At 73.0% G+C, this 19,728-nt stretch carries 18 protein-coding genes; 14 read left to right on the top strand and 4 right to left on the bottom strand.

The features are described from left to right. Position 1 precedes the first annotated feature (1 nt). From ACWGSR_RS02305 to ACWGSR_RS02290, 4 genes are read left to right on the top strand one after another with little or no spacing between them, the layout of a single operon-like run. Positions 2–409 (top strand): roadblock/LC7 domain-containing protein, encoded by a 408-nt coding sequence (locus tag ACWGSR_RS02305; protein WP_234352165.1) that lies wholly within the window; start codon positions 2–4, stop codon positions 407–409. Beyond that, positions 406–762 carry a DUF742 domain-containing protein gene (locus ACWGSR_RS02300; protein ID WP_376232254.1) on the top strand — a complete coding sequence of 119 codons (357 nt, stop codon included), beginning with the start codon at positions 406–408 and terminating at the stop codon, positions 760–762. Before ACWGSR_RS02305 ends, ACWGSR_RS02300 begins: the two co-directional genes overlap by 4 nt. After that, the gene (locus tag ACWGSR_RS02295; protein ID WP_376232252.1) at positions 743–1,366 is read left to right on the top strand and encodes a GTP-binding protein; all 624 of its coding nucleotides are present in this window, start codon (positions 743–745) and stop codon (positions 1,364–1,366) included. The genes ACWGSR_RS02300 and ACWGSR_RS02295 overlap by 20 nt, the downstream gene beginning before the upstream one ends. Beyond that, a complete protein-coding gene (locus ACWGSR_RS02290; RefSeq protein ID WP_376232251.1) occupies positions 1,363–2,808 on the top strand; it encodes a cytochrome P450 in 1,446 nt (481 codons plus the stop codon). The genes ACWGSR_RS02295 and ACWGSR_RS02290 overlap by 4 nt, the downstream gene beginning before the upstream one ends. A 54-nt stretch (positions 2,809–2,862) precedes the next feature. Here ACWGSR_RS02290 and ACWGSR_RS02285 read toward each other — a convergent pair whose 3' ends face one another. The 3 genes from ACWGSR_RS02285 to ACWGSR_RS02275 form a co-directional block, all read right to left on the bottom strand. Continuing rightward, a complete protein-coding gene (locus ACWGSR_RS02285; protein ID WP_376232250.1) occupies positions 2,863–3,897 on the bottom strand; it encodes a terpene synthase family protein in 1,035 nt (344 codons plus the stop codon). 484 nt (positions 3,898–4,381) lie between these two features. Continuing rightward, the gene (locus ACWGSR_RS02280; RefSeq protein WP_376232249.1) at positions 4,382–5,146 is read right to left on the bottom strand and encodes a GntR family transcriptional regulator; all 765 of its coding nucleotides are present in this window, start codon (positions 5,144–5,146) and stop codon (positions 4,382–4,384) included. A gap of 30 nt (positions 5,147–5,176) precedes the next feature. Continuing rightward, a complete protein-coding gene (locus ACWGSR_RS02275) occupies positions 5,177–5,944 on the bottom strand; it encodes a GntR family transcriptional regulator (protein ID WP_376232248.1) in 768 nt (255 codons plus the stop codon). Between the two features lie 209 nt (positions 5,945–6,153). On the opposite strand from ACWGSR_RS02275, the gene ACWGSR_RS02270 reads away from it, so the two are divergent. The 10 genes from ACWGSR_RS02270 to ACWGSR_RS02225 all read left to right on the top strand — a co-directional run bounded on the left by ACWGSR_RS02270 (position 6,154) and on the right by ACWGSR_RS02225 (position 17,704). Beyond that, positions 6,154–7,410, top strand: a complete 1,257-nt coding sequence (locus tag ACWGSR_RS02270; protein WP_376232246.1) for an extracellular solute-binding protein — start codon at positions 6,154–6,156, stop codon at positions 7,408–7,410. Beyond that, complete coding sequence (locus tag ACWGSR_RS02265; protein WP_376232245.1) at positions 7,407–8,306, top strand: carbohydrate ABC transporter permease; 900 nt, start codon at positions 7,407–7,409, stop codon at positions 8,304–8,306. Before ACWGSR_RS02270 ends, ACWGSR_RS02265 begins: the two co-directional genes overlap by 4 nt. Continuing rightward, positions 8,303–9,253, top strand: a complete 951-nt coding sequence (locus ACWGSR_RS02260; RefSeq protein WP_376232244.1) for a carbohydrate ABC transporter permease — start codon at positions 8,303–8,305, stop codon at positions 9,251–9,253. The genes ACWGSR_RS02265 and ACWGSR_RS02260 overlap by 4 nt, the downstream gene beginning before the upstream one ends. Before the next feature lie 9 nt (positions 9,254–9,262). Then, positions 9,263–10,762 carry a beta-N-acetylhexosaminidase gene (locus ACWGSR_RS02255; RefSeq protein ID WP_453563050.1) on the top strand — a complete coding sequence of 500 codons (1,500 nt, stop codon included), beginning with the start codon at positions 9,263–9,265 and terminating at the stop codon, positions 10,760–10,762. Between the two features lie 23 nt (positions 10,763–10,785). After that, positions 10,786–12,213, top strand: a complete 1,428-nt coding sequence (locus ACWGSR_RS02250) for a cellulose binding domain-containing protein (protein ID WP_453563048.1) — start codon at positions 10,786–10,788, stop codon at positions 12,211–12,213. A gap of 176 nt (positions 12,214–12,389) precedes the next feature. Next, positions 12,390–13,982 carry an oleate hydratase gene (locus ACWGSR_RS02245; RefSeq protein ID WP_376232239.1) on the top strand — a complete coding sequence of 531 codons (1,593 nt, stop codon included), beginning with the start codon at positions 12,390–12,392 and terminating at the stop codon, positions 13,980–13,982. Positions 13,983–14,017: 35 nt separating this feature from the next. Continuing rightward, positions 14,018–16,018, top strand: a complete 2,001-nt coding sequence (locus ACWGSR_RS02240) for a SpoIIE family protein phosphatase (RefSeq protein WP_453563047.1) — start codon at positions 14,018–14,020, stop codon at positions 16,016–16,018. A 103-nt stretch (positions 16,019–16,121) separates the two neighbouring features. After that, positions 16,122–16,610, top strand: a complete 489-nt coding sequence (locus ACWGSR_RS02235) for a TIGR04222 domain-containing membrane protein (protein ID WP_453563046.1) — start codon at positions 16,122–16,124, stop codon at positions 16,608–16,610. Next, the gene (locus tag ACWGSR_RS02230) at positions 16,601–17,113 is read left to right on the top strand and encodes an outer membrane protein assembly factor BamB family protein (protein ID WP_453563104.1); all 513 of its coding nucleotides are present in this window, start codon (positions 16,601–16,603) and stop codon (positions 17,111–17,113) included. The genes ACWGSR_RS02235 and ACWGSR_RS02230 overlap by 10 nt, the downstream gene beginning before the upstream one ends. 69 nt (positions 17,114–17,182) lie before the next feature. After that, the gene (locus tag ACWGSR_RS02225) at positions 17,183–17,704 is read left to right on the top strand and encodes a hypothetical protein (RefSeq protein WP_453563044.1); all 522 of its coding nucleotides are present in this window, start codon (positions 17,183–17,185) and stop codon (positions 17,702–17,704) included. A gap of 262 nt (positions 17,705–17,966) precedes the next feature. Here the strand turns inward: ACWGSR_RS02225 and ACWGSR_RS02220 are convergent, their stop codons facing one another. Further along, positions 17,967–19,697, bottom strand: coding sequence for a thiamine pyrophosphate-dependent enzyme (locus ACWGSR_RS02220; RefSeq protein WP_453563043.1), 1,731 nt, complete (start codon positions 19,695–19,697; stop codon positions 17,967–17,969). Positions 19,698–19,728: the final 31 nt, after the last annotated feature.

The raw sequence follows: 19,728 nt of genomic DNA, 5'->3' as shown, positions 1-19,728 counted from the left end.
CATGCAGCCACTGCCGAACATGGACTGGATGCTCACGGAGCTCGTCAGCAGCGTTCCGTTCGTGCGCCACGTGGTCGTCCTCTCGGCGGACGGCCTGAGCATCGGGCAGGCGAACACCGCGCCCGACACCGCCGACGCCATCGCCGCCGCCTGCTCCGGCATCCAGAGCCTGGCCAGGGCCATCGCGCAGATGTTCCCGCACGGCGACGGCTCGACGCGGATGGTCGGCATCGAGGCCGACGGAGGGTACTTCTCCCTGATGGCGGCCGGCCCCGGCGCCTACCTCGCGGTCCTCGCCGACCAGGAGGTGGACGCCGGACTCCTCGGCGACCGCATGCGGACGCTGGTGGCCCGGATCGGCCAGCACATGACCAGCCCGCCCCGGCAGGACGTCAGGCAGGCGATGTGACATCGGAGAATCCGGGCCCCTGGAATGAAGGCAACCCCGTTCCGCTCTACGTCATCACCGGCGGCTCCGGTTCCTCGGCCAAGGGCTTCAACCTGGTCACCCTCATCGTGGCGCGGGCCGCACCCGACCCCTCGATGCAGCCCGAGCAGGCGTCCATCCTCACCATGTGCGCCTATCCGCTCTCGGTGGCCGAGCTCTCGGCGTACCTCAGCCTTCCGTTCAGCGTCGTCACCGTCCTGCTCTCCAAACTCGTCGAGAACGAGCGGGTCGAGGCCATCGCGCCCGTGCCGGTGGCGGCCTATCCCGAACGCGGCCTACTGGAGGCGGTGATCCATGGACTACGCAAACTCTGACACGCTCGTTCCCGGCCCGCGCGGCGCCGGCATGCCGCTGCCGCACAGCGCCAGGGGCGTCAAGGTCGTCATCGTCGGCGGCTTCGGCGTCGGCAAGACCACCATGGTCGGGGCGGTGAGCGAGATCCCGCCCCTGACCACCGAGGAGACCATGACGCAGGCGGGCGTCGGGATCGACCACAACCCCGGCGCCGAGGGCAAGAACACCACGACCGTCGCGATGGACTTCGGACGGATCAGCATCAACCAGGAGCTGGTCCTCTACCTCTTCGGCACCCCCGGGCAGGAGCGCTTCTGGTTCCTGTGGAACGGCATCTTCGAAGGGGCGCTCGGCGCCGTGGTCCTCGTCGACACGCGCAGGATCGAGGTCTGCTTCGAGGTCATCACCCGCCTGGAGGACCGCCGCGTCCCCTTCGTCGTGGCCGTCAACACCTTCCCGGAGGCCCCGCAGTACCCCGTGGAGGAGCTGCGCACCGCCCTGGCCCTCGGCGATTCCGTGCCCCTCGTCGCCTGCGACGCACGGGACCGGGCGTCCTGCCGCGACGCCCTGCTCTCGCTGATGGACTACCTGCACACCCTCGTCGCCGCCCAGGAGACCGCATGACCTTCCCACCCGCCGAACACGCCACCGCGCAGGCGGGCCGGGTCCCGCCCCCCGGCTGCCCGGCCCACGCCGCCACCGGAGCCGGCGGAGCGACCCGGCTCTACGGCGAGGCGGCGGCCACGGACCCCATGGGCCTGTACGAGGAACTGCGGGCCGCCCACGGCCCGGTGGCGCCCGTCCTGCTCGACGGCGACGTGCGCGCCTGGCTCGTCCTGGGGTACCTGGAGAACCGCGACGTGGCCAGCCGCCCGACCCAGTTCTCCCGCGACCCCCGCGTCTGGCACGGCTGGCGGACCGGCGAGATCGACCCCGCCACCTCGCCGCTCATGCCGATGATCGGCTGGCGCCCCGACTGCGTCTGCGCGGACGGCGAGGAGCACCAGCGGCTGCGCGGCGCGCTCACCGCCGGCCTCGGCCAGTTCGACCACCGGGGGGTCCGCCGCCACATCATCCGCTTCGCCCACCAGGTGATCGACGGGTTCTGCGAGAAGGGCGAGGCGGAGCTCGTCGGGCAGTTCACCGAGCACCTGCCCATGCTCACCCTCATCCACCTCCTCGGCATGTCCGACGAGGACGCGCCCGAACTCGTGCACGCAGCCCGGGACCTCTTCAAGGCCACCGAGACGTCGCTCGCCAGCAACGCCTTCGTCCTGGAGAGCCTCGAACGGCTCGTCGCCGCCAAGCGCGCCCACCCGGGGCACGACATCGCCTCCGCCCTGATGGCCCACCCCGCCGGCCTCACCGACGAGGAGGTCAAGCACCACCTGCGCCTCATCCTGCTCGCCGGGTACGAGACGACCGCCAACCTCATGTCCAACGTCCTGCGGATGGTCCTCACCGACCCCCGGTTCCGCGGCTCGCTGGCCGGCGGCCAGATGACCCTGCCCGAGGCCGTGGAGCAGGTCCTGTGGGACGAGCCGCCGCTGATGGTGTGCCCGGGCCGCTGGGCCAACAGCGACACCACCCTCGGCGGGCAGGAGATCAAGGCGGGGGACATGCTCCTCCTCGGCCTGGCCGCCGGGAACGTCGACCAGGCGATCCGCCCGGACCCCGCGGCCCCCGTCCACCACAACCGGGCGCACCTGTCCTTCAGCGCCGGCACGCACGAGTGCCCCGGCCAGGACATCGGCCGCATCATCGCCGACGCCGGCATCGACATCCTGCTCACCCGGCTGCCCGACATCGTCCTCTCGGTCCCGGAGGAGAGCCTCGCCTGGCGCTCCAGCACCTGGGCCCGGCACCTGACGGCGCTGCCCGTGAGCTTCTCGCCGCGCGCTCCCCGGGTCGACGACGGTCCGGCCCCGCTCCCGGCCCCGCCCGTCCGGAGCGACGGGGTCCCGCCGGTGCCGCCGATGCCGGTGGGCGGGCCCGGGGGCGCGCGCCGGCCCGAGGCCCGCGCCTCGTGGTGGACGCGCGTCAAGCGCCTGCTGCGCGGGCGGTAGGACCGTCCTTCCGCGTGACGGAGGTGACGGCGGCGGGGCCGGTCCCCGCCGCCGTCACCCCGGGAACGGGACGTCCGGGGAGGAGGTGTAGCGGGGCGCGCCGGTGTACCAGGCGTGGATCCCGGAGAGGAACCCGCAGGCCCCCCGGAGCCAGGCCTCCGACTCGGCCTGCTCGTCACGGTCCAGACCGGCCCGGCGCACGAGGAGCGGCATCTCGTTCCGCCTCAGGTGCTCGAAGTCCCGCAGCCGGGCGTTCACCAGGTTCAGGGCGGCGGGCACGGCGTCGTGGAGGGCGATCCCGAGGGACGTCCCGACGACCACGACCAGGTTGTTGACGTCGTTCTCCTCGTGGACCTCCCGCTCGTAGGAGGCGATGTCGTTCGCGAGCCCCATGAAGTCCATGAAGGCGTCGAGGAGGGCGCGGACGGTGCGGCTGTGCCGTATCTGCTCGGGTATGCGGGCGCCGGTCGCCAGCTCGACGGAGTAGGGGGCGGTGTGGGCGGCGAAGCTCTCCCGCCGGAACGGCGCGTAGTCGATCAGGTGGGGGACGCGGCCGGTGCGGCTGTTGGCCAGTTCCTCGACGCCCGCGTCGACGTACCTCGCCAGGGCCCGGTTGAAGTCGTGCCGCCAGTGGGCGAGGCCGGGCGGGAAGAGGTGCCGCTGCAGATCGGCGATGCCCCGCTCGACGGCGTTCACCGGTTCCGGCAGCCGGGCGTCGGGCTCGGGCCGCAGGAAGGCGTGCAGCCGGGCGGTGAAGAGCCGCGCGCCGGGCAGGTCGCCGGTCTGCTTGAAGGCGGCGGCGAAGTAGTCGTCCCAGGCCAGGGCCCAGATGTTGAACCGGTGGTTGAGCCGGAGGGCGGGCAGGGAGGCGTCGGGGAGGGTCCAGGCGGTGAGCTGGTCGACGGTCATGGCGTGGAACTTGTCCCGGGACCATATGGCCCGGTGACCGGGCAGCTCCCCGTGCCCCTCCAGCATCCCCATCTCGCGCGCCCAGGTCTCGCTCTCCTCGTGCAGGTTCGACAGGTACGGGTTCACCCGCAGCGGGTGGGGCATCCAGAGCTGCGGGAGTTCGACGGTGCGCACGGTCATGAGGACCGACCTCCTTCTCTTACGTGACGGCAACCGTCCCCGGCCGCGAGGCCGGGCGGTGCCCGCCCCACAACCCTCCAAACCTGCCCGTCGTGAACGGCCGGCAATCACCCAACAGTTGCTGACCACCAATCAGAACAGGTTCGCCTCCGGAACGGAACGATCCTTCCCGCGCACATTCCATGAACCGGGAGCGAAGCAGGCGCGTGCCCTCCCCCTCGCGGGACGTTCCCCGAGGTGACCGGGGCTTTCCCGCCCGGGCCGGAGCGCGGTGCCCCCGGGCGGTCACCGGAGGCGGGTCCGGGCCTCGCCCCGGGGCCCCGGCCGTCCGGGCGGTCCGACCGCGTTGCCTTCCTCGTATGAAACGGGCCACCATCCTGAGCGAAATCGCCGCGAGCGGCTCCGGGGGCGGTTGCCGGCGTCCGGCCGGCCCGCGCCGGTCACTCCGCCGCCCCCGCACCTGCTCCCGTCCGCCCCGCGCCGGTCACTCCACCGTCCCCCACCACGTCCCCGTCCGCTCCGTCCCGGGCTCCGGGCGGTCGGGCAGGCGGGTGTCCAGGGCGAGGCGGGAGACGATGCGGTAGCGGTCGCCGCGGTAGAGGGAGCGGACGTACTCGACGGGGCGGCCGGTGGTGTCGGAGGTGGTCCGGTCGAAGAGCAGGGCGGGGGAGAGGACCGGGACGTCGAGGAGGGCGGCCTCCTCCTCGCTCAGGACGGTCGGCTCGATGGACTGGACCGCGTGGGCCGTGCGGATGCCGCGCCGCTCGCGCAGATGGGCGTAGAAGCCGCCCTCCATGTCGGCGGCGGTGAGGCCGGGGACCAGATCGGCGGGGACGTGCAGGTGCTCCAGGGCGATCGGGGCGCCGTCGACGTGCCGGAGGCGGGTCACGTGCACCAGCTCCGCCGCCGGGGAGACCGCCAGCTTCCGGCCGATCCGGGCACCGGCCCGTACCGTGCGCAGGTCGAGCACCGTGCTCGTCCAGTCGCCCCGGCTCCGGGGCACGCCCGCCGCCCGGTCCTCGGCGACCAGTTCCTGCGTGACCTTGTCGGGCGCGACGAACATCCCCCGTCCGTGCTCCCGCACCAGCAGGCCCGTCGCGACCAGTTCGTCGACGGCCGCGCGCAGCGTGGGCCGTGAGACGCCCAGGGCGGCGCAGAGGGTGCGCTCGGAGGGGATGGCGTCGCCGGGGCGGCGCCCGTCGATCACGGTCAGCAGGTGCTCCCGTACCCGTTCCCGCTTGAGCTCCATGCCCGCCCCTCCCGCCGTGCCGTCCGCCGGTCAGTATGCATCCCCCTCGGTGGAGGAGGTCACGACGCCGTCGCGGGTGAAGTCGAGGCGGGAGACGATGCGGTACCGGTCGCCCCGGTAGACCGAGTGGACGTACTCGACGGGCCGTCCCTCCGCGTCGAGGGTGAGGCGCTCGATGAGGAGCGCGGGGGAGAGGACGGGCACGTCCAGGAGCGCGGCCTCGTCCTCGCTGACGACGGTCGGCTCGATCGACTGGGTCGCCTCCTTGACCCTGACCCGGTGGTGTTCCCGCAGGTGGTCGTAGAGGTCGCCCGCCTCCAGCTCCTCCGGGGTGAGCGCGGAGCCGACGAGGTCCGCCGGGATGTGCAGGTGCTCGATGGCCATGGGCGAGCCGTCGACGAGGCGGAGGCGGGCGACGTAGAGCAGCCCGGCGGCGGGGGAGAGGCGGAGCCGGCGGCCGATGCGGGCCCCGGCCCGGACCGTGGCGGACTCCAGGACGGTGCTGGACCAGGTGCCCGAGGCGCGGGGGACGGCGAAGGCCGCCTCGTCCGGGGCGAGTTGCTGCACGATCTTGGCGGGGGCGACGAACATGCCGCGACCGTGCTCCCGTACGAGCGCGCCCGTGGCGACGAGCTCGTCGACGGCCGCGCGCAGGGTGGGGCGCGAGACGCCGAGGGCGGCGCAGAGGGTGCGCTCCGACGGGATGGGGTCGCCCGGGCCGCCCGCCTCGATCAGACCGAGGAGGTGCTCCCGCACCCGCTCCCGCTTCAGCACTCCGCTGGAGGAGCCGTCCTTCATGCCGCTCTCCCTGACATGCCGTTCTCCCTGACTGGTCAGCCGGTCGTGGCTGGTCAACTGGTAAACCCGATGTTAACCCGACGAGTTGACCTGTGGTCGAGTGAACGGCGCATGTTTTCCAAGGGATTGACGGCCGGAACGGTCCGTGCCACCTTCTGCTCACACACCTGACCACTTGACCAATTGGTCAACCATGCAGCGAGGTGCCCGTGCAGATCCGTCCCCTCAGTAGAACCGTCGCCCTCGCGGCGGCCGTCGCGCTCGCCGCCACCGCCTGCGGCGGCTCCGACGACCCGAAGGCCTCCGGAGGACCGGAGAAGGTCACCGTCTGGATCATGAAGGACAGCGTCACCGACGCCTTCCTCGACCGCTTCCGCACCGGCTTCGAGGCGGAGCACCAGGACATCGACCTCGACATCCAGATCCAGGAGTGGGACGGCATCGGCGAGAAGGTCACGGCCGCCCTCGCCAGCAAGGACGCCCCGGACGTCATCGAGGTCGGCAACACCCAGGTCGCCCAGTACGCGGCCAGCGGCGGCGTCCGCGACCTCAGCGACAAGGTCGCCGAACTGAACGGCGCCGACTGGCTCCCCGGCCTCGCCGAGCCCGGGAAGGTCGACGGCAAGCAGTACGGCATCCCCTGGTACGGGGCCAGCCGCGTCGTGATCTACCACAAGGACCTCTTCGCCCGGGCCGGCGTCACCCCGCCGAAGACCCAGGACGAATGGCTCGCCGCCACCGAGAAGCTCAACAAGGGCAAGGTCCAGGGCATCTACCTCCCCGGCCAGAACTGGTACACCCTCTCCGGCTTCGTCTGGGAGGCCGGAGGCGACCTCGCCGTCCGGGACGGCGACACGTGGAAGGGCGCGCTCGACACCCCGCAGGCCCTCGCCGGCATGGACTTCTACCGGAAGCTCCAGGCCCTCGGCAAGGGGCCCAAGGATGCCGACGAGTCCAAGCCCCCGCAGGCCGAGGTCTTCGCCAAGGGCGACGTCGCGCAGATCGTCGCCGTCCCCGGCGGCGCGAAGATCGTCGAGGAGATCAACCCCGCCCTCAAGGGCAAACTCGCCTTCTTCCCCCTCCCCGGCCGCACGGCCGACCGGCCCGGCGCCGTCTTCACCGGCGGCTCCGACTTCATCGTCCCCGAGGCCTCCACCCACCCCGACGCCGCCTACCGGGTGGTCAAGGCGCTGGCGGGCGAGAAGTGGCAGACGGACATGGCCAGGACGATGAGCTACGTCCCCAACCGCACCTCCCTCGCCCGGGTCGTCCAGGACGACGAGGGCACGGCCGTCATGGCCGCCGGAGCCGCACAGGGCCGGGCCACCCCCAACTCCCCGCAGTGGGCGGCCGTCGAGGCCACCAACCCGGTCAAGCAGTACATGACCGCCGTGCTCACCGGCACCGACCCCGCCACCGCGGCCCGCACCGCGTCCGAGAGCATCACCAGGACCCTCGGCTCGTGAGACGCCCCCTCGGGCCCTCCCCGTGGCCCTACCTCCTCGTCGCCCCGACCGTCCTCGGCGGAGCGCTCCTCCTCGGCTACCCCCTCGTCCGCAACCTGCTGATCTCCTTCCAGGAGTACGGCATGGGGGAACTCATCCGCGGCGGCGCCGGGTTCACGGGGCTCGACAACTACCGGACCGTCCTGGCCGACCCCGTCTTCTGGGAGGTCGTCCGGCGCACCCTCTGGTGGACCCTGGTCAACGTCGTCCTGATCATGGTGATCGCCACCCTGGTCGCCCTGATGATGCAGCGGCTCGGCCGCCGCATGCGGATCCTGGTCACCAGCGGACTCGTCCTCGCCTGGGCCAGCCCGGTCATCGCCACCACGACCGTCTTCCAGTGGCTCTTCGCCTCCCGCCTGGGCGTGGTCAACTGGGTGCTCGTCCGGCTCGGGTTCGAGTCCTTCGAGGGCTACTCGTGGCTGGCCGACGGCCCCGCCGCGTTCACCGTCCTGGTCCTCCTCGTGGTCTGGCAGTCGGTCCCCTTCGCCGCCATCACGCTGCACTCGGCGCTCCTGACCGTCCCCGCCGAGCTGTACGAGTCGGCCCGGCTCGACGGGGCCGGCGCCGGGCGGATCTTCCGCTCGGTCACCCTGCCCCTCCTGCGGCCGATCTTCGGCCTGGTCCTCTGCCTCGAAGTCATCTGGGTCTTCCGCTGCTTCGCCCAGATCTGGGCCGTCACCAAGGGCGGCCCCGGCGAGGCGACGACCACCCTGCCGGTCTACGCCTACCGGGTGGCCCAGTCCCTGCACCGCTACGACCTCGGGGCGGCCGTCTCCACCCTCACCGTCCTCATCCTCGTGGCCGTCCTGATCGCCTACTTCCGCCAACTGCTCCGACAGGAGGCCGACCGGTGACCCCCGCACGCCCCGCCCCCACGGAACACCGGCCGGTGGCCCCCGCACGCCCCCGCTCCGGCGGCACACCGACCGGCGGCCCCGCACGCCCCGCCCCGACGCGAGGCCGCCGGGCGACCCCCCGCGCCCTGCGGCGGCTCCCCCTGAACACCGCCGCCGTGACCGTCTTCCTCCTGGCCGTCTTCCCGGTGTACTGGATGGTCCTCACCGCCTTCCGGCCCACCCGCGACATCCAGTCCGAGACCCCCGGCTTCCTGCCCGTCTCCGTCACCCTGGAGCACTTCGAGCACGCCGTCGCGGCGGACGGCTTCTGGACCTTCTGGGGCAACAGCCTGCTGGTGACCGCCGGTTGCGTCCTGCTCGCCCTCGTCGTGGCCCTCGCCGCCGCCTTCGCCGTCGCCCGGATGCGCTGGCGCGGCCGGCGCGCCTTCCTCCTCATGGTGTTCATCGCCCAGATGGCGCCCTGGGAGGCGCTGCTCATCCCGATGTACGTCATCGCCCGGGACGCCGGCCTGCTCGACCGGCTGGTGACCCTCAGCCTGATCTACTTCATGATCACCCTGCCCTTCACCGTCGTCACCCTCCGCTCCTTCCTGGCCGGCGTCCCGGCCGAACTGGAGGAGGCCGCGCAGGTCGACGGCTGCACCCGGGCCGCCGCCTTCCGCCGGGTGACCCTCCCGCTGCTGGCCCCCGGCCTCCTCGCGACCTCGCTCTTCGGCTTCATCACCGCCTGGAACGAGTTCGCCTTCGCCAACATGCTGATCATCAAGGACCAGGACGACCGCACCCTGCCCGTCTGGCTCTCGTCCTTCTCCAACGTCTTCGGCACCGACTGGGGCGCCACCATGGCCGCCTCCACGCTCTTCGCCCTGCCCGTCCTCGTCCTCTTCCTGGTCCTGCAGGGCCGGGTCGCCGCCGGAATGACCGGCGGAGCCGTGAAGGGATAACGCACCGCGATGCCCCTGCCCCGCCTCGTCCCCGACCCCACCCACCTCTCGCCGCTGCCCGGCCGGTTCACCTTCGACGCCGCGACCGCCCTCAAGGTCACCCCCGGCGCCGAGGGCGCCGCCCGGCTGCTGCGCACCCTGCTCGGCCCGGCCACCGGCCTGCCGCTGCCCGCCCGCCCGGACGGCGCCGTCGTCCTCGCCCTCGACCCGGCCCTCACCGGCCTCGGCGAGGAGGGCTACGGCCTCACCGTCGGCACCGGGGGCGTCCTGCTCCGGGCCGCCCGCCCCGCGGGCCTCCTCGCCGGCGTCCAGACGCTCCGCCAGCTCCTGCCCGTCGACGCGCTCGCCGACGAGCCCGTCGCCGGCGTCGCCTGGACCGTCCCCTGCGTGCAGATCACCGACACCCCCCGCTTCCCCTGGCGCGGCTCCATGCTCGACGTCGCCCGCCGCTTCCGCCCCGTCTCCTACCTGCGCCGGTACGTCGACCTCCTCGCCCTCCACAAGCTCAACGTCCTCCACCTCCACCTCACCGACGACCAGGGCTGGCGCATGCCGGTCCCCGCCCTGCCCCGCCTCACCGAGGTCGGCGGAGCGCCCCACGGCGGCGCCTACACCCGCGCCGAACTCACCGGACTCGTCGCCTACGCGGCGGAGCGCGGCATCACCGTCGTGCCCGAGATCGAGATGCCCGGCCACGTCCGCGCCGCCCTCGCCGCCTATCCCGAGCTGGGCAACACCCCGGGCCGCTCCTACGACGTGTGGGACCGCTGGGGCGTGTGCGACACCATCCTGGGCGTCCACGACACGGCCCTCGACTTCTGCCGCACGGTCCTGGACGAGGTGATGGACGTCTTCCCCTCCCCGTACGTCCACATCGGCGGCGAGGAGTGCCCCACCACCGAGTGGCACACGTCCCCGGACGCGCTCCGGCGGGTCGCCGAGGAGGGCCTCCCCGGGCCCGACGCCCTGCACGGCTGGTTCATGGAGCGCGTCGGGGACCACCTCCTGCGGGCCGACCGCCGGCCGCTCAGCTGGACCGAGAACGGCGCCGACCTCCCGGAGTACTTCACCGTCATGCCCTGGCGCGACTCCGACCACGGCCGCACCGCCGTCCGCCGCGGCCACCGGGTCGTCATGGCCCCCCACCGCACCACCTACCTCGACTACCCCCAGTCCACCAGCCCCGCCGAACCGCCCGGCCAGGCCGGCGAGGTCGTCGACCTGCGCACCGTCCACGGCAACGACCCGGCCCCGGCCGACTGGAGCCCCGAGGAGGCCGCCCGGGTCCTCGGCTCCCAGGTCCAGCTGTGGACCGAGTACGTCCCCACCACGGCGCACGCCGAGTACCTCACCTTCCCCCGGCTCTGCGCCCTCGCGGAGGTCGTCTGGACCGGCCGCCACGACTGGCCCGGCTTCCAGGAGCGCCTGCGCCACCACAGGACCCGGCTCGACGCCCTCGGGGTGCCGCGCCGTCTCTCCACCACCGCAATCCCCGTCCCCCGTCCCTGACACCTCCGAGGAGAGGAACCCCCATGAGCGACCAGACCAGGACGCGCACCCTGCGCCTCCGTGCCGCGCTCGCCGTCGCCGCGGTGACCGGGCTCGGCGCCACCGCCCTCACCGCCCTCCCGGCCGCCGCCGCGGGCGAGGCCGTCGCCGTCCAGTACCGCCAGAGCGCCACCGGGAGCGACCAGGTCGAGCCCTGGCTCAAGGTGGTCAACACCGGCACGACCGGCGTGCCGCTGAGCCAGGTCAAGGTGCGCTACTACTTCAAGGCCGACGCGGGCGCCTCGTACACCTACGCCTGCTCCTGGGCCGTGAAGGGCTGCGCCAACGTCACCGGCACCTTCGGCACCCTGGCCAACCCGACCGCGACCGCCGACCGCTACCTGGAGGTCGGCTTCACCGCCGGGGCCGGCACCCTCGCCCCCGGCGCGGACACCGGCGACCTGCAGCTGCGCTTCCACCGCTCCAACTGGCAGCCGCTGAACCAGAACGACGACTACTCCTTCGGCCCGGCGCAGACCGCGTACGCCAACTGGACCAAGGTCACCGCGACCGTCGGCGGCGTCCCCGCCTGGGGCACCGCCCCCGCCGGCAACGACCCCACCCCGACGCCCACGCCGACCGACCCGACCACCCCGCCGCCCAACGGGGCCGCGCTCTTCGACGACTTCAACTACACCGGGCACACCGACCCGACGATCAACTCGCACGGCTGGAGCGTCCGCTCCAACGCCGGCGGCCCCGGCGTGCCCGGCGCCACCTGGGCGCCCGAGAACGTCACCTTCGCCAAGGAGGGCACCAACTCGATCATGAACCTGCGGTCCTCCACCGCGGGCACCGGCGAGTCCACCCGGCACACCGAGGTCCTGACGAAGGCGACGAAGTTCAAGAACGGCACCTACGCCGCCCGGGTCCGCTTCTCCGACGCCCCGGTGTCGGGCCCCGACGGCGACCGGGTCGTCCAGACCTTCTTCACCATCAACGACCTCAAGGCCCCGATGGCCGACGACTACGCCGAGTACGACTTCGAGTACCTGCCCAACGGCGGCTGGGGCGAGCCCGCCAACATCCTCTACACCACCTCGTGGGAGACCTACCGGCCCGACCCCTGGGAGGCCGTCAACCAGCACTCCGAGGTCCGGGCGAGCTACGCGGGCTGGCACGACCTCGTCCTGACCGTCCACGACAACAGCATCGTGTACTACGTCGACGGCCAGGAGTTCGGCCGGCACGACGCCCGCTACCTGCCCGAACGCCCGATGTCGATCAACTTCAACCAGTGGCTGATCGACCTGGCCGGCCAGACCTCGACGACCCCCCGCTCCTACGACCAGAAGGTCGACTACGTCCTGCACGTCAAGGACCGGGTCCTGACCCCGGCGCAGGTGGCCGCCAAGGTCGCCGCCTACCGCTCGGCGGGCACCGCCTTCGAGGACACCGTCCCGGCGTCGTAACCGGTACGGCCCCGTTCCCGCCCCGCCGCACGCGCGTGCGGCGGGGCGAGGACGTCCCTCACCCGTACGGCCCCTTCCGCCTCGCCCGGCCCACCGCCCCGGGCGAGGGTCGACACCAGGGCCGCGCCCGCCCACCGCCCGCGTCGCGTCCGTCCACCGAAACCGGAGGTCAGCCCGTGCCGGCATCGAAGCGCTCCAAGGTCCATCTGGTCGGCGGCGGCATCGCCTCGCTCGCCGCGGCCGTCTTCCTCGTCCGGGACGCGGGCGTACCCGGCGAGAACGTGCGCGTCCTGGAGCAGCTTCCGGTCGCGGGCGGCTCGCTGGACGGCGTCCCCGCCCCGACGCGCGAGGGCGGACACGTCACCCGGGGCGGCCCGATGTTCGACGACGAGCACTCCGTGTGCCTGTGGAACCTCCTGGAGACGATCCCGACCCTGGACGACCCGGCGGTCTCCGTACGGCAGGAGATGCGCGCCTTCGACATCGAGCACCCCACCCACGCCAGGGCCCGGATCGTCAACGGCGACCGCACGATCGCCGACGCCTCGGAACTCGGCCTGGACGCCCGCGACCGCGCCGACATGACCCGGCTGCTCGCCCTGCCCGAGCGGCTGATCGGGGCCCGGCGCGTCGACGACTTCTTCCGGCCGCACTTCTTCACCACCCACTTCTGGTGCATGTGGCGCACGACCTTCGCCTTCCAGACCTGGCACTCGGCCGTCGAGCTCAAGCGCCACCTCCTCGCCTTCGTGCAGGAGTTCGGCCGCCTCCACACCCTGTCCGGGATCCGGCGCGGCAGGTACAACCAGTACGACTCCGTCGTCCGCCCGATCCAGGAATGGCTCACCGCCCGGGGCGTGCGCACCGACTTCGGGACCACCGTCGCCGACGCCGACTTCTCCGGACCCGCCGCCCGCCGCCTCTCCCGCCTCCACCTGCGGCGCAACGGCGCCGAGGCCGGGACGATCGAGCTGGGCGAGGACGACTACGCCTTCCTGACCCTCGGCTCGGCGACCGCCGACACCTCCTACGGCGACAGCACCACCGTCCCCGAACTGGTCCGCGACCGACGGGACGGCTCCTGGCGCCTGTGGGAGTCGGTCGCCAGGAACGCCCCGGACTTCGGGCGCCCCCACGCCTTCTGCGGGAACATCGACGAGACCAAGCGGGAGTCCTTCACCCTCACCACGACCGGCAGCCTCCTCCTGGACCGCATCCAGAAGTACACCGGCAACGTCCCCGGCGAGGGCGCCCTGACGACCTGGAAGGACTCCCGCTGGCTCCTCTCGGTCGCGGTGCCGCCCCAGCCCCACTTCCGCGACCAGGAGGAGGACACGTACACGCTGTGGGGGCACGCGCTGTTCGGCGACGTCCCCGGCGACCACGTGCCGAAACCGATGGACGACTGCACCGGCGCCGAGATCCTCGACGAACTCCTCGGCCACCTCGGCTTCGACGACATCGCCGACGAGGTGCGGGAGACCACCCGGATCACCACCGCCCAGATGCCCTACGCCACCGCGCAGTTCCAGCGCCGGAGCGCCTCCGACCGCCCCCTCGTCGTCCCGGACGGGGCCCGGAACTTCGCCTTCCTCGGCCAGTTCGTCGAGATCCCCGAGGACGTCGTCTCCACCGCCGAGTACGCGGTCCGCTCCGCCATGACCGCCGTCCACCACCACTTCGACGTCGACAGGGAGGTCCCGCCGATGTACCACGGCCTCTCCGACCCCGAGGTCGCCTGGACCGCGCTGCGCACCACCCTGGCCTGACACGACCGCCCCGGCCCGACAAGGAGGAGTGACGCATGGACGCGGACTCCGGGAGGCACCCCGGCTCCGGCACCCCGGACCAGTGGGACGAGGCGGTCCTGGACGCCATCTTCACCCAGTCGGACGTCGGCCTCCACGTCCTCGACACGGAGCTGCGCGTCGTCCGCGTCAACCCGGTCGCCGTCGGCATCCGCGGCATCCCGGCCGAGCGGATCGTCGGCCTGCCCGCCGCTGAGGCGTACGCCCCCATCGGGGTGGACGTCGACGAGGAGATGCTGCGGGAGGTCCTCGCCACCGGCCGGCCGAGGCTCGACCACCTCGTCCGGGGGCACCCGTTCACCGACCCGCGCAGCGAGTACGTCTTCTCCGTCGCCGCCCACCGCCTCGTCGACGCCGCCGGACGGGTCCTGGGCGTGGTCCTCACCAGCACGGACGTCACCGAACGCGAACGGGCGCAGGCCCGCCTCCGGCTGCTCCACGACGCCCACGAGCGGATCGGCTCCAGCCTGGACGTGGAGCGCACGGCCCGGGAACTGGTCGACGTCGTGGTGCCGCGGTTCGCCGACACGGTGGTGGTCGCCCTCACCGACGCCGTACTGAGGGGCAGGGAGCCCGGCCTCCGCTCCCACGACCCGGCCCCCCTGCTGCGCTGCACCGCGACCGGCGGGACGGAGACCGGCCCCCGGATCCCGACGGCCGGCGCCCTCCTGCTCCCCGGGATCTTCGGGAAGGTGCTGCCGACGGAGCCCCGGCTGCTCCCGCCGGAACGCGGCGAACGGGCCGGCGGCACAAGGCTCGTGGCCCCGCTGCTCGTCCGGGGACAGGTCTTCGGGGCCGTCGTCCTCCAGCGCGCGGAAGGGGCCGAACCGTACGACGAGGACGACCTCGAACTGGCCGAGGGCATCGCCACCCGCACGGCGACCTGCCTGGAGAACGCCCTGCGGTTCACCCGCGAGCACATCGTCATGACGGCGCTCCAGAGCTGGCCGCTGCGCCAGGAGGAGGCCACCCAGAAGGCCGTCGACGTCGCCCGGCGCAACCAGCCCGACGGCAGCGGCGTCGGCTCCTGGTACGACGTCGTCCCCCTGTCGGGGGCCCGGGTGGCGCTCGTCGTCGGCCAGGTCGACCGGGCCGGGCTCAGCGCCGTCGCCACCATGAGCCGGCTGCGGACCGCCGTCTACAGCCTGACCACCCTCGACCTCGAACCGCACGAACTGCTCGCCCGCCTCCACGCCACGACCCTCCGGCTCGCCCGGGAGCAGGAGACCGGGCCCGAGGGAGACGGGGCGACGGCGAGCTGCACCGTCGCCGTCCACGACCCGGTCGGCGGCCGGCTCGACATCGCGCGCGCCGGCACCTCGCTGTTCGCCGTCGTCCGCCCCGACGGATCGGTCGACACCCGGCCGGTCGACGACGGCCCGCTGCTCGGCGCGGAGGGACCGCCCTTCGCCTGCGCCTCCCTGGTCCTCCCCGAGGGCAGCACCCTGTGCATGGCACCCGGCGAGGGCGGCACGCGGACGGAGGACCTGGTGAACGCCCTCGCGCACCCGGGGCGCTCCCCGGAGGCGATGGCGGACGACGTCGCCCGGCTCCTCGCCCCCGACCGCGTCCTGCTCGTCGCCCGCACCCGGCACCTGTCGTCGGACGAACTGGCCGAGTGGACCGTCCCCTTCGACTTCTCCGCCGTCGGCATCGCGCGCGGGCACGTCGAGGAGCAGCTCCGGAGGTGGAACCACCCCGCCGACCCGTTCACGGCGACGCTCGTCGTCAGCGAACTCGTCACCAACGCCATCCGCTACGGCGCAGCCCCGGTCACCCTCCGCCTCATCACCGACTCCACCACGCTGATCTGCGAGATCACCGATGCCGGCCAGGCCGCCCCGCACCTGCGCCACGCCAAGGCCGTCGACGAGGGAGGCCGGGGCCTCCTCATCTGCGCCACCCTCGCGGAGAACTGGGGCATGCGCTACACCACCGACGGCAAGACGGTGTGGGCCGAGATCGAGGCGGACGGAGAGGCCGCGACGGCCGGCTGAGGAGGGCGTCCGGACCGCGCCGGGCCGGTACGGGGAATGTCTCGTACCGGCCCGGCGCGGTCAGACAGGGGGTGAAGCGCACCGTTCCACGAGGGGGAAGCACATGGGGACGTGGTGGGGGAACCTGCTCGGGGCCGCGCTGTCACTGGCCCCGCTCATGACCGTACGGACCACGGCGGCGACCCTGCGGCGCGCCCACCACGCCATGACGGCCGGGATCCGGCCGCCACGGACGCCGGAGCAGCGCCTGGACCTGTACGAACTCGCCTATCTGCACGGCCGCGGCGAACGCGTCGTCCAGATCGCCCTGCTGCGCATGCACGCGGGCCGGCGCCTCGAAGCGCGGCGGGTCCCGAAGCGGCGCGTCGCACTCCGACCCCTGGGCCGGGGCCCCCGGGACGAGACGGAGAGGACGGCGCTCGACCTCGCGGCCCGGGCGGCGGACGAGGAGGGGAACGCGCCCTGGCCCCTGCGGGCCCGGTACGACGAGCCCGCGATACGGGCCCTGCGCGACCGGCTCGTCCTCGACGGCCTCCTGGGCGACGACGGGCACCCCGCCGGCGTGCTCCGCCGGTCGCCGCGATCGACCTGAAGGACGGCCGCGAGCTCTGGCACGCCCCGATCCCCGCCGCCGACGACAAGAGCCGCTTCGAGCCCGACCCGGTCGCCGCGGGCGGCGGCCTCGCCGTGCTCGCCGACAAGGGGCTGCGCGCGGTCGACGTACGCACCGGTGCGCCGCGCTGGACGGCGGCCGTTCCCCAGCACTGTCTCCCGGGCAGGGCGGCGCCGGCCGAACGGCACGTCACCGTCCTCCTCGCCTGTGGCGACCCCGGCAAACCGTGGAGCGACGGCGCCCCCGCGAACGCCGAACCGTACGCGGCCGCCTTCGACCCGACCACCGGCGCGCCGCTGTGGTCCACCCCGTTCGGCCGGAGGCACCATCCGCCGGAACGGCACACACGACCCGTCCGGCACCAGCCGCTCAACGAGACCCGTCATGAACGGCTCATCGAGCCTCTTTCACCCCGAGTGGTTGCAGGTCAGCCGGTGTTGCGTGGGAGAATCACAGCGGTGTGCCGTCGGGGCGGGCGATGACCCGCACGTTCACGGCTGTGCCTGCGGTGTTTCATCGAGCAGTACGGCTCGTCCGCGGCGATGCGGTCGATGGCAGTCAGGGCGGCTGTCAACGATGATGAAGAGGGCTCAGTGCTGTTGACGTGGATCGCCGAAGTGGCCGAAGAGCCGTTGGTGTTGAGGCCGGGTGACCGGCGGGTGGAGTGGGAGACCAACACCTGGTCGCTGGGTGCGGAGGACGAGGACGGGCGGTCGTTCTCTGCCGCCGAGGTGGTCGCTGCCTTCGAGCGGACTGCTGCCGGCATCCGGGAACGCGTTCGCGAGCTGGGCTTTTCCGGAGTGGCGACGTTCTATGTGTGGCACGACGGGCAGTCCGGGCAGCTCCGGTGCTCGACCGGCTCCGTTCCTCCGGATGAGCTGCCGTTCAACAGCTCTTACGTGGTTTCCGACCGTCTTGGTCCGGTCGTCGAGGGGTTTCTCGCCGACAGCATGCCCGGCGTCGTCGCCCGGCCGGACCCGGACGACGCGGAGAGCCGCTTGGAGCAGGCCGTGACAGGGCCCGAGCCCACACCCTTGCGTGTCTGGACCAGCAGCGTCGGAACCTCGCACTGAACACCCTTGCGGGCGATGCGATCGACGAGATGCGCGGACGGCCCCGGGGCGGCGCCGTCCGGTACGGGCCGTGACGGACGACGGGCGCGGACCAGGTGGTGGCACACCGGGAAGCCGAGTGTCGTCATACCCGCCGCCGCCCGCACGACCGCACCCACCCGCATCCACATGAACCCGCCCTCGACGTTCCGGATTCCGCGGGAGCCCCGGACGCATCGTCCGCGAGCCGGGGCTCCTGACCAGAACGCCCTTGTGGGGTGGTTCAGTTGCTGCCGGACGGCAGGTTCTCCTTGATCTTGGCGATGGCGAAGCCCCAGCCCTGGGCGACGGTCGGCTTGCCGGGGACGGCGACCTCCTCCGGGTTGGTCAGGACGTCGAGGAGCACCGGGCCCGGAGTCTCGAAGGCCCGGCGCACGGCGTCGTCCAGGTCCGCCGGGTCGGTGACGCGGATGCCGGTCAGGCCCACCGCCTCGGCGACGGCCGCGAAGTCGGGGTTGTCGAGGACGGTGCCGAACTCGGGGAGGCCGGCCTGTTCCTGTTCGAGCTTGACCATGCCGAGCCGGCGGTTGTCGAAGACGACCAGCTTGACCGGGAGCCGTTCGGACCGGAGCGTCATGAGGTCGCCCAGGAGCATGCTCAGACCGCCGTCGCCGCAGAACGCCACCACCTGGCGGTCGCGGTCCCAGAGCTGGGCGCCGAGGGCCTGCGGCATGGCGTTGGCCATGGAGCCCAGGTTGTAGGAGCCGAGCAGCCGACGGCTGCCCCGCATGCGCACGAAGCGCGAGAGCCAGACGGTGGCCATGCCGGTGTCGGAGGTGAAGACCGCGTCCTCGGCCGCGTGCCGGTCCACGGCCGCGGCGAGCGCCTCGGGCCGTATCTCGTGGTCCCGGTTGTCGAACATCGCCCGCACCCGCCCCACCAGCCGCTTGTCATGGTCCGGGTGGGCGAGGCCGGCCTGCTCCTCCTCCCACTTCAGGAACCGCTCGCGGGCGTCGTCGAGGTGGGCGCGGTCCCCGACCGGCGCGAGCAGCGGCAGCAGGGCCCGCAGCGTGGCCCCGACGTCCCCGGCGAGCCCGACGTCCACCGGGACGCGGCGGCCCAGGCGCTCCTCCCGCAGGTCGATCTGCACCACCCGGCAGTCCTCCGGATACCAGTCGCGGTACGGGAAGTCGGTGCCGAGCATGAGCAGGGTGTCGCAGCCGTCCAGGGCGTGGGCGGCGGCCGGGTTGCCGATCAGGCCCGTCTGCCCGACCTCGTAGGGGTTGTCCGCCTCGAAGCCCTCCTTGGCCTTGAGGGTGAGCACCATCGGGGCCGAGAGGTGCTCGGCGAGGCGCAGCACCTCCTCCCGCGCGCCCTGCGCGCCGCGCCCCACGAGGAGGGTGACCCGGGAGCCCCCGCCGATCAGCTCGGCGGCCTCGGCCAGGGCCGGGTCGTCAGGGCGGGTCACGGCCGGCCGGGGGAGGGCGAACCGCACGGGACGGTCGCCCTCGACCTCCCGGTCCCCGAGGTCCCCCGGCACCGTGAGGACCGCCACGCCGCCGCGGGTCACGGCCGCCCGGACCGCCGACTCCAGGAGCCTCGGCATCTGCTCGGGCGAGGTGACGGTGGCCCGGTAGACGGCCACGTCCCGGAACAGCAGGTCGTTGTCCACCTCCTGGAAGTAGTCGCCGCCGACCTCGGACAGCGGGACCTGGCCGCAGATCGCGAGGACCGGGGCGCCGCTCTTGGCCGCGTCGTACAGCCCGTTGAGGAGGTGGACCGACCCCGGCCCCACCGTCCCCATGCAGACGCCGAGGCGGCCCGACAGCTGGGCCCGCGCCCCGGCGGCGAAGGCGGCGGCCTCCTCGTGCCGGCAGCCGACCCACTCGACGCCGTCCGTCGTGCGGATGGCGTCGGTGAGGGGGTTGAGGGCGTCGCCGACCACGCCGAAGACGTGGCCGACGTCGAGGTCGGCGAGGGCGTCGACGATCACCTTGGCGACGGTACGAGTCACGGGATGTCCTTTCACGGGTGTACGGGTGTAC

This window comes from Streptomyces sp. NPDC055632 (assembly GCF_053618675.1).
Note: the sequence above shows the minus strand (reverse complement) of the source record. Positions and strands in the feature narration are given on the sequence as shown.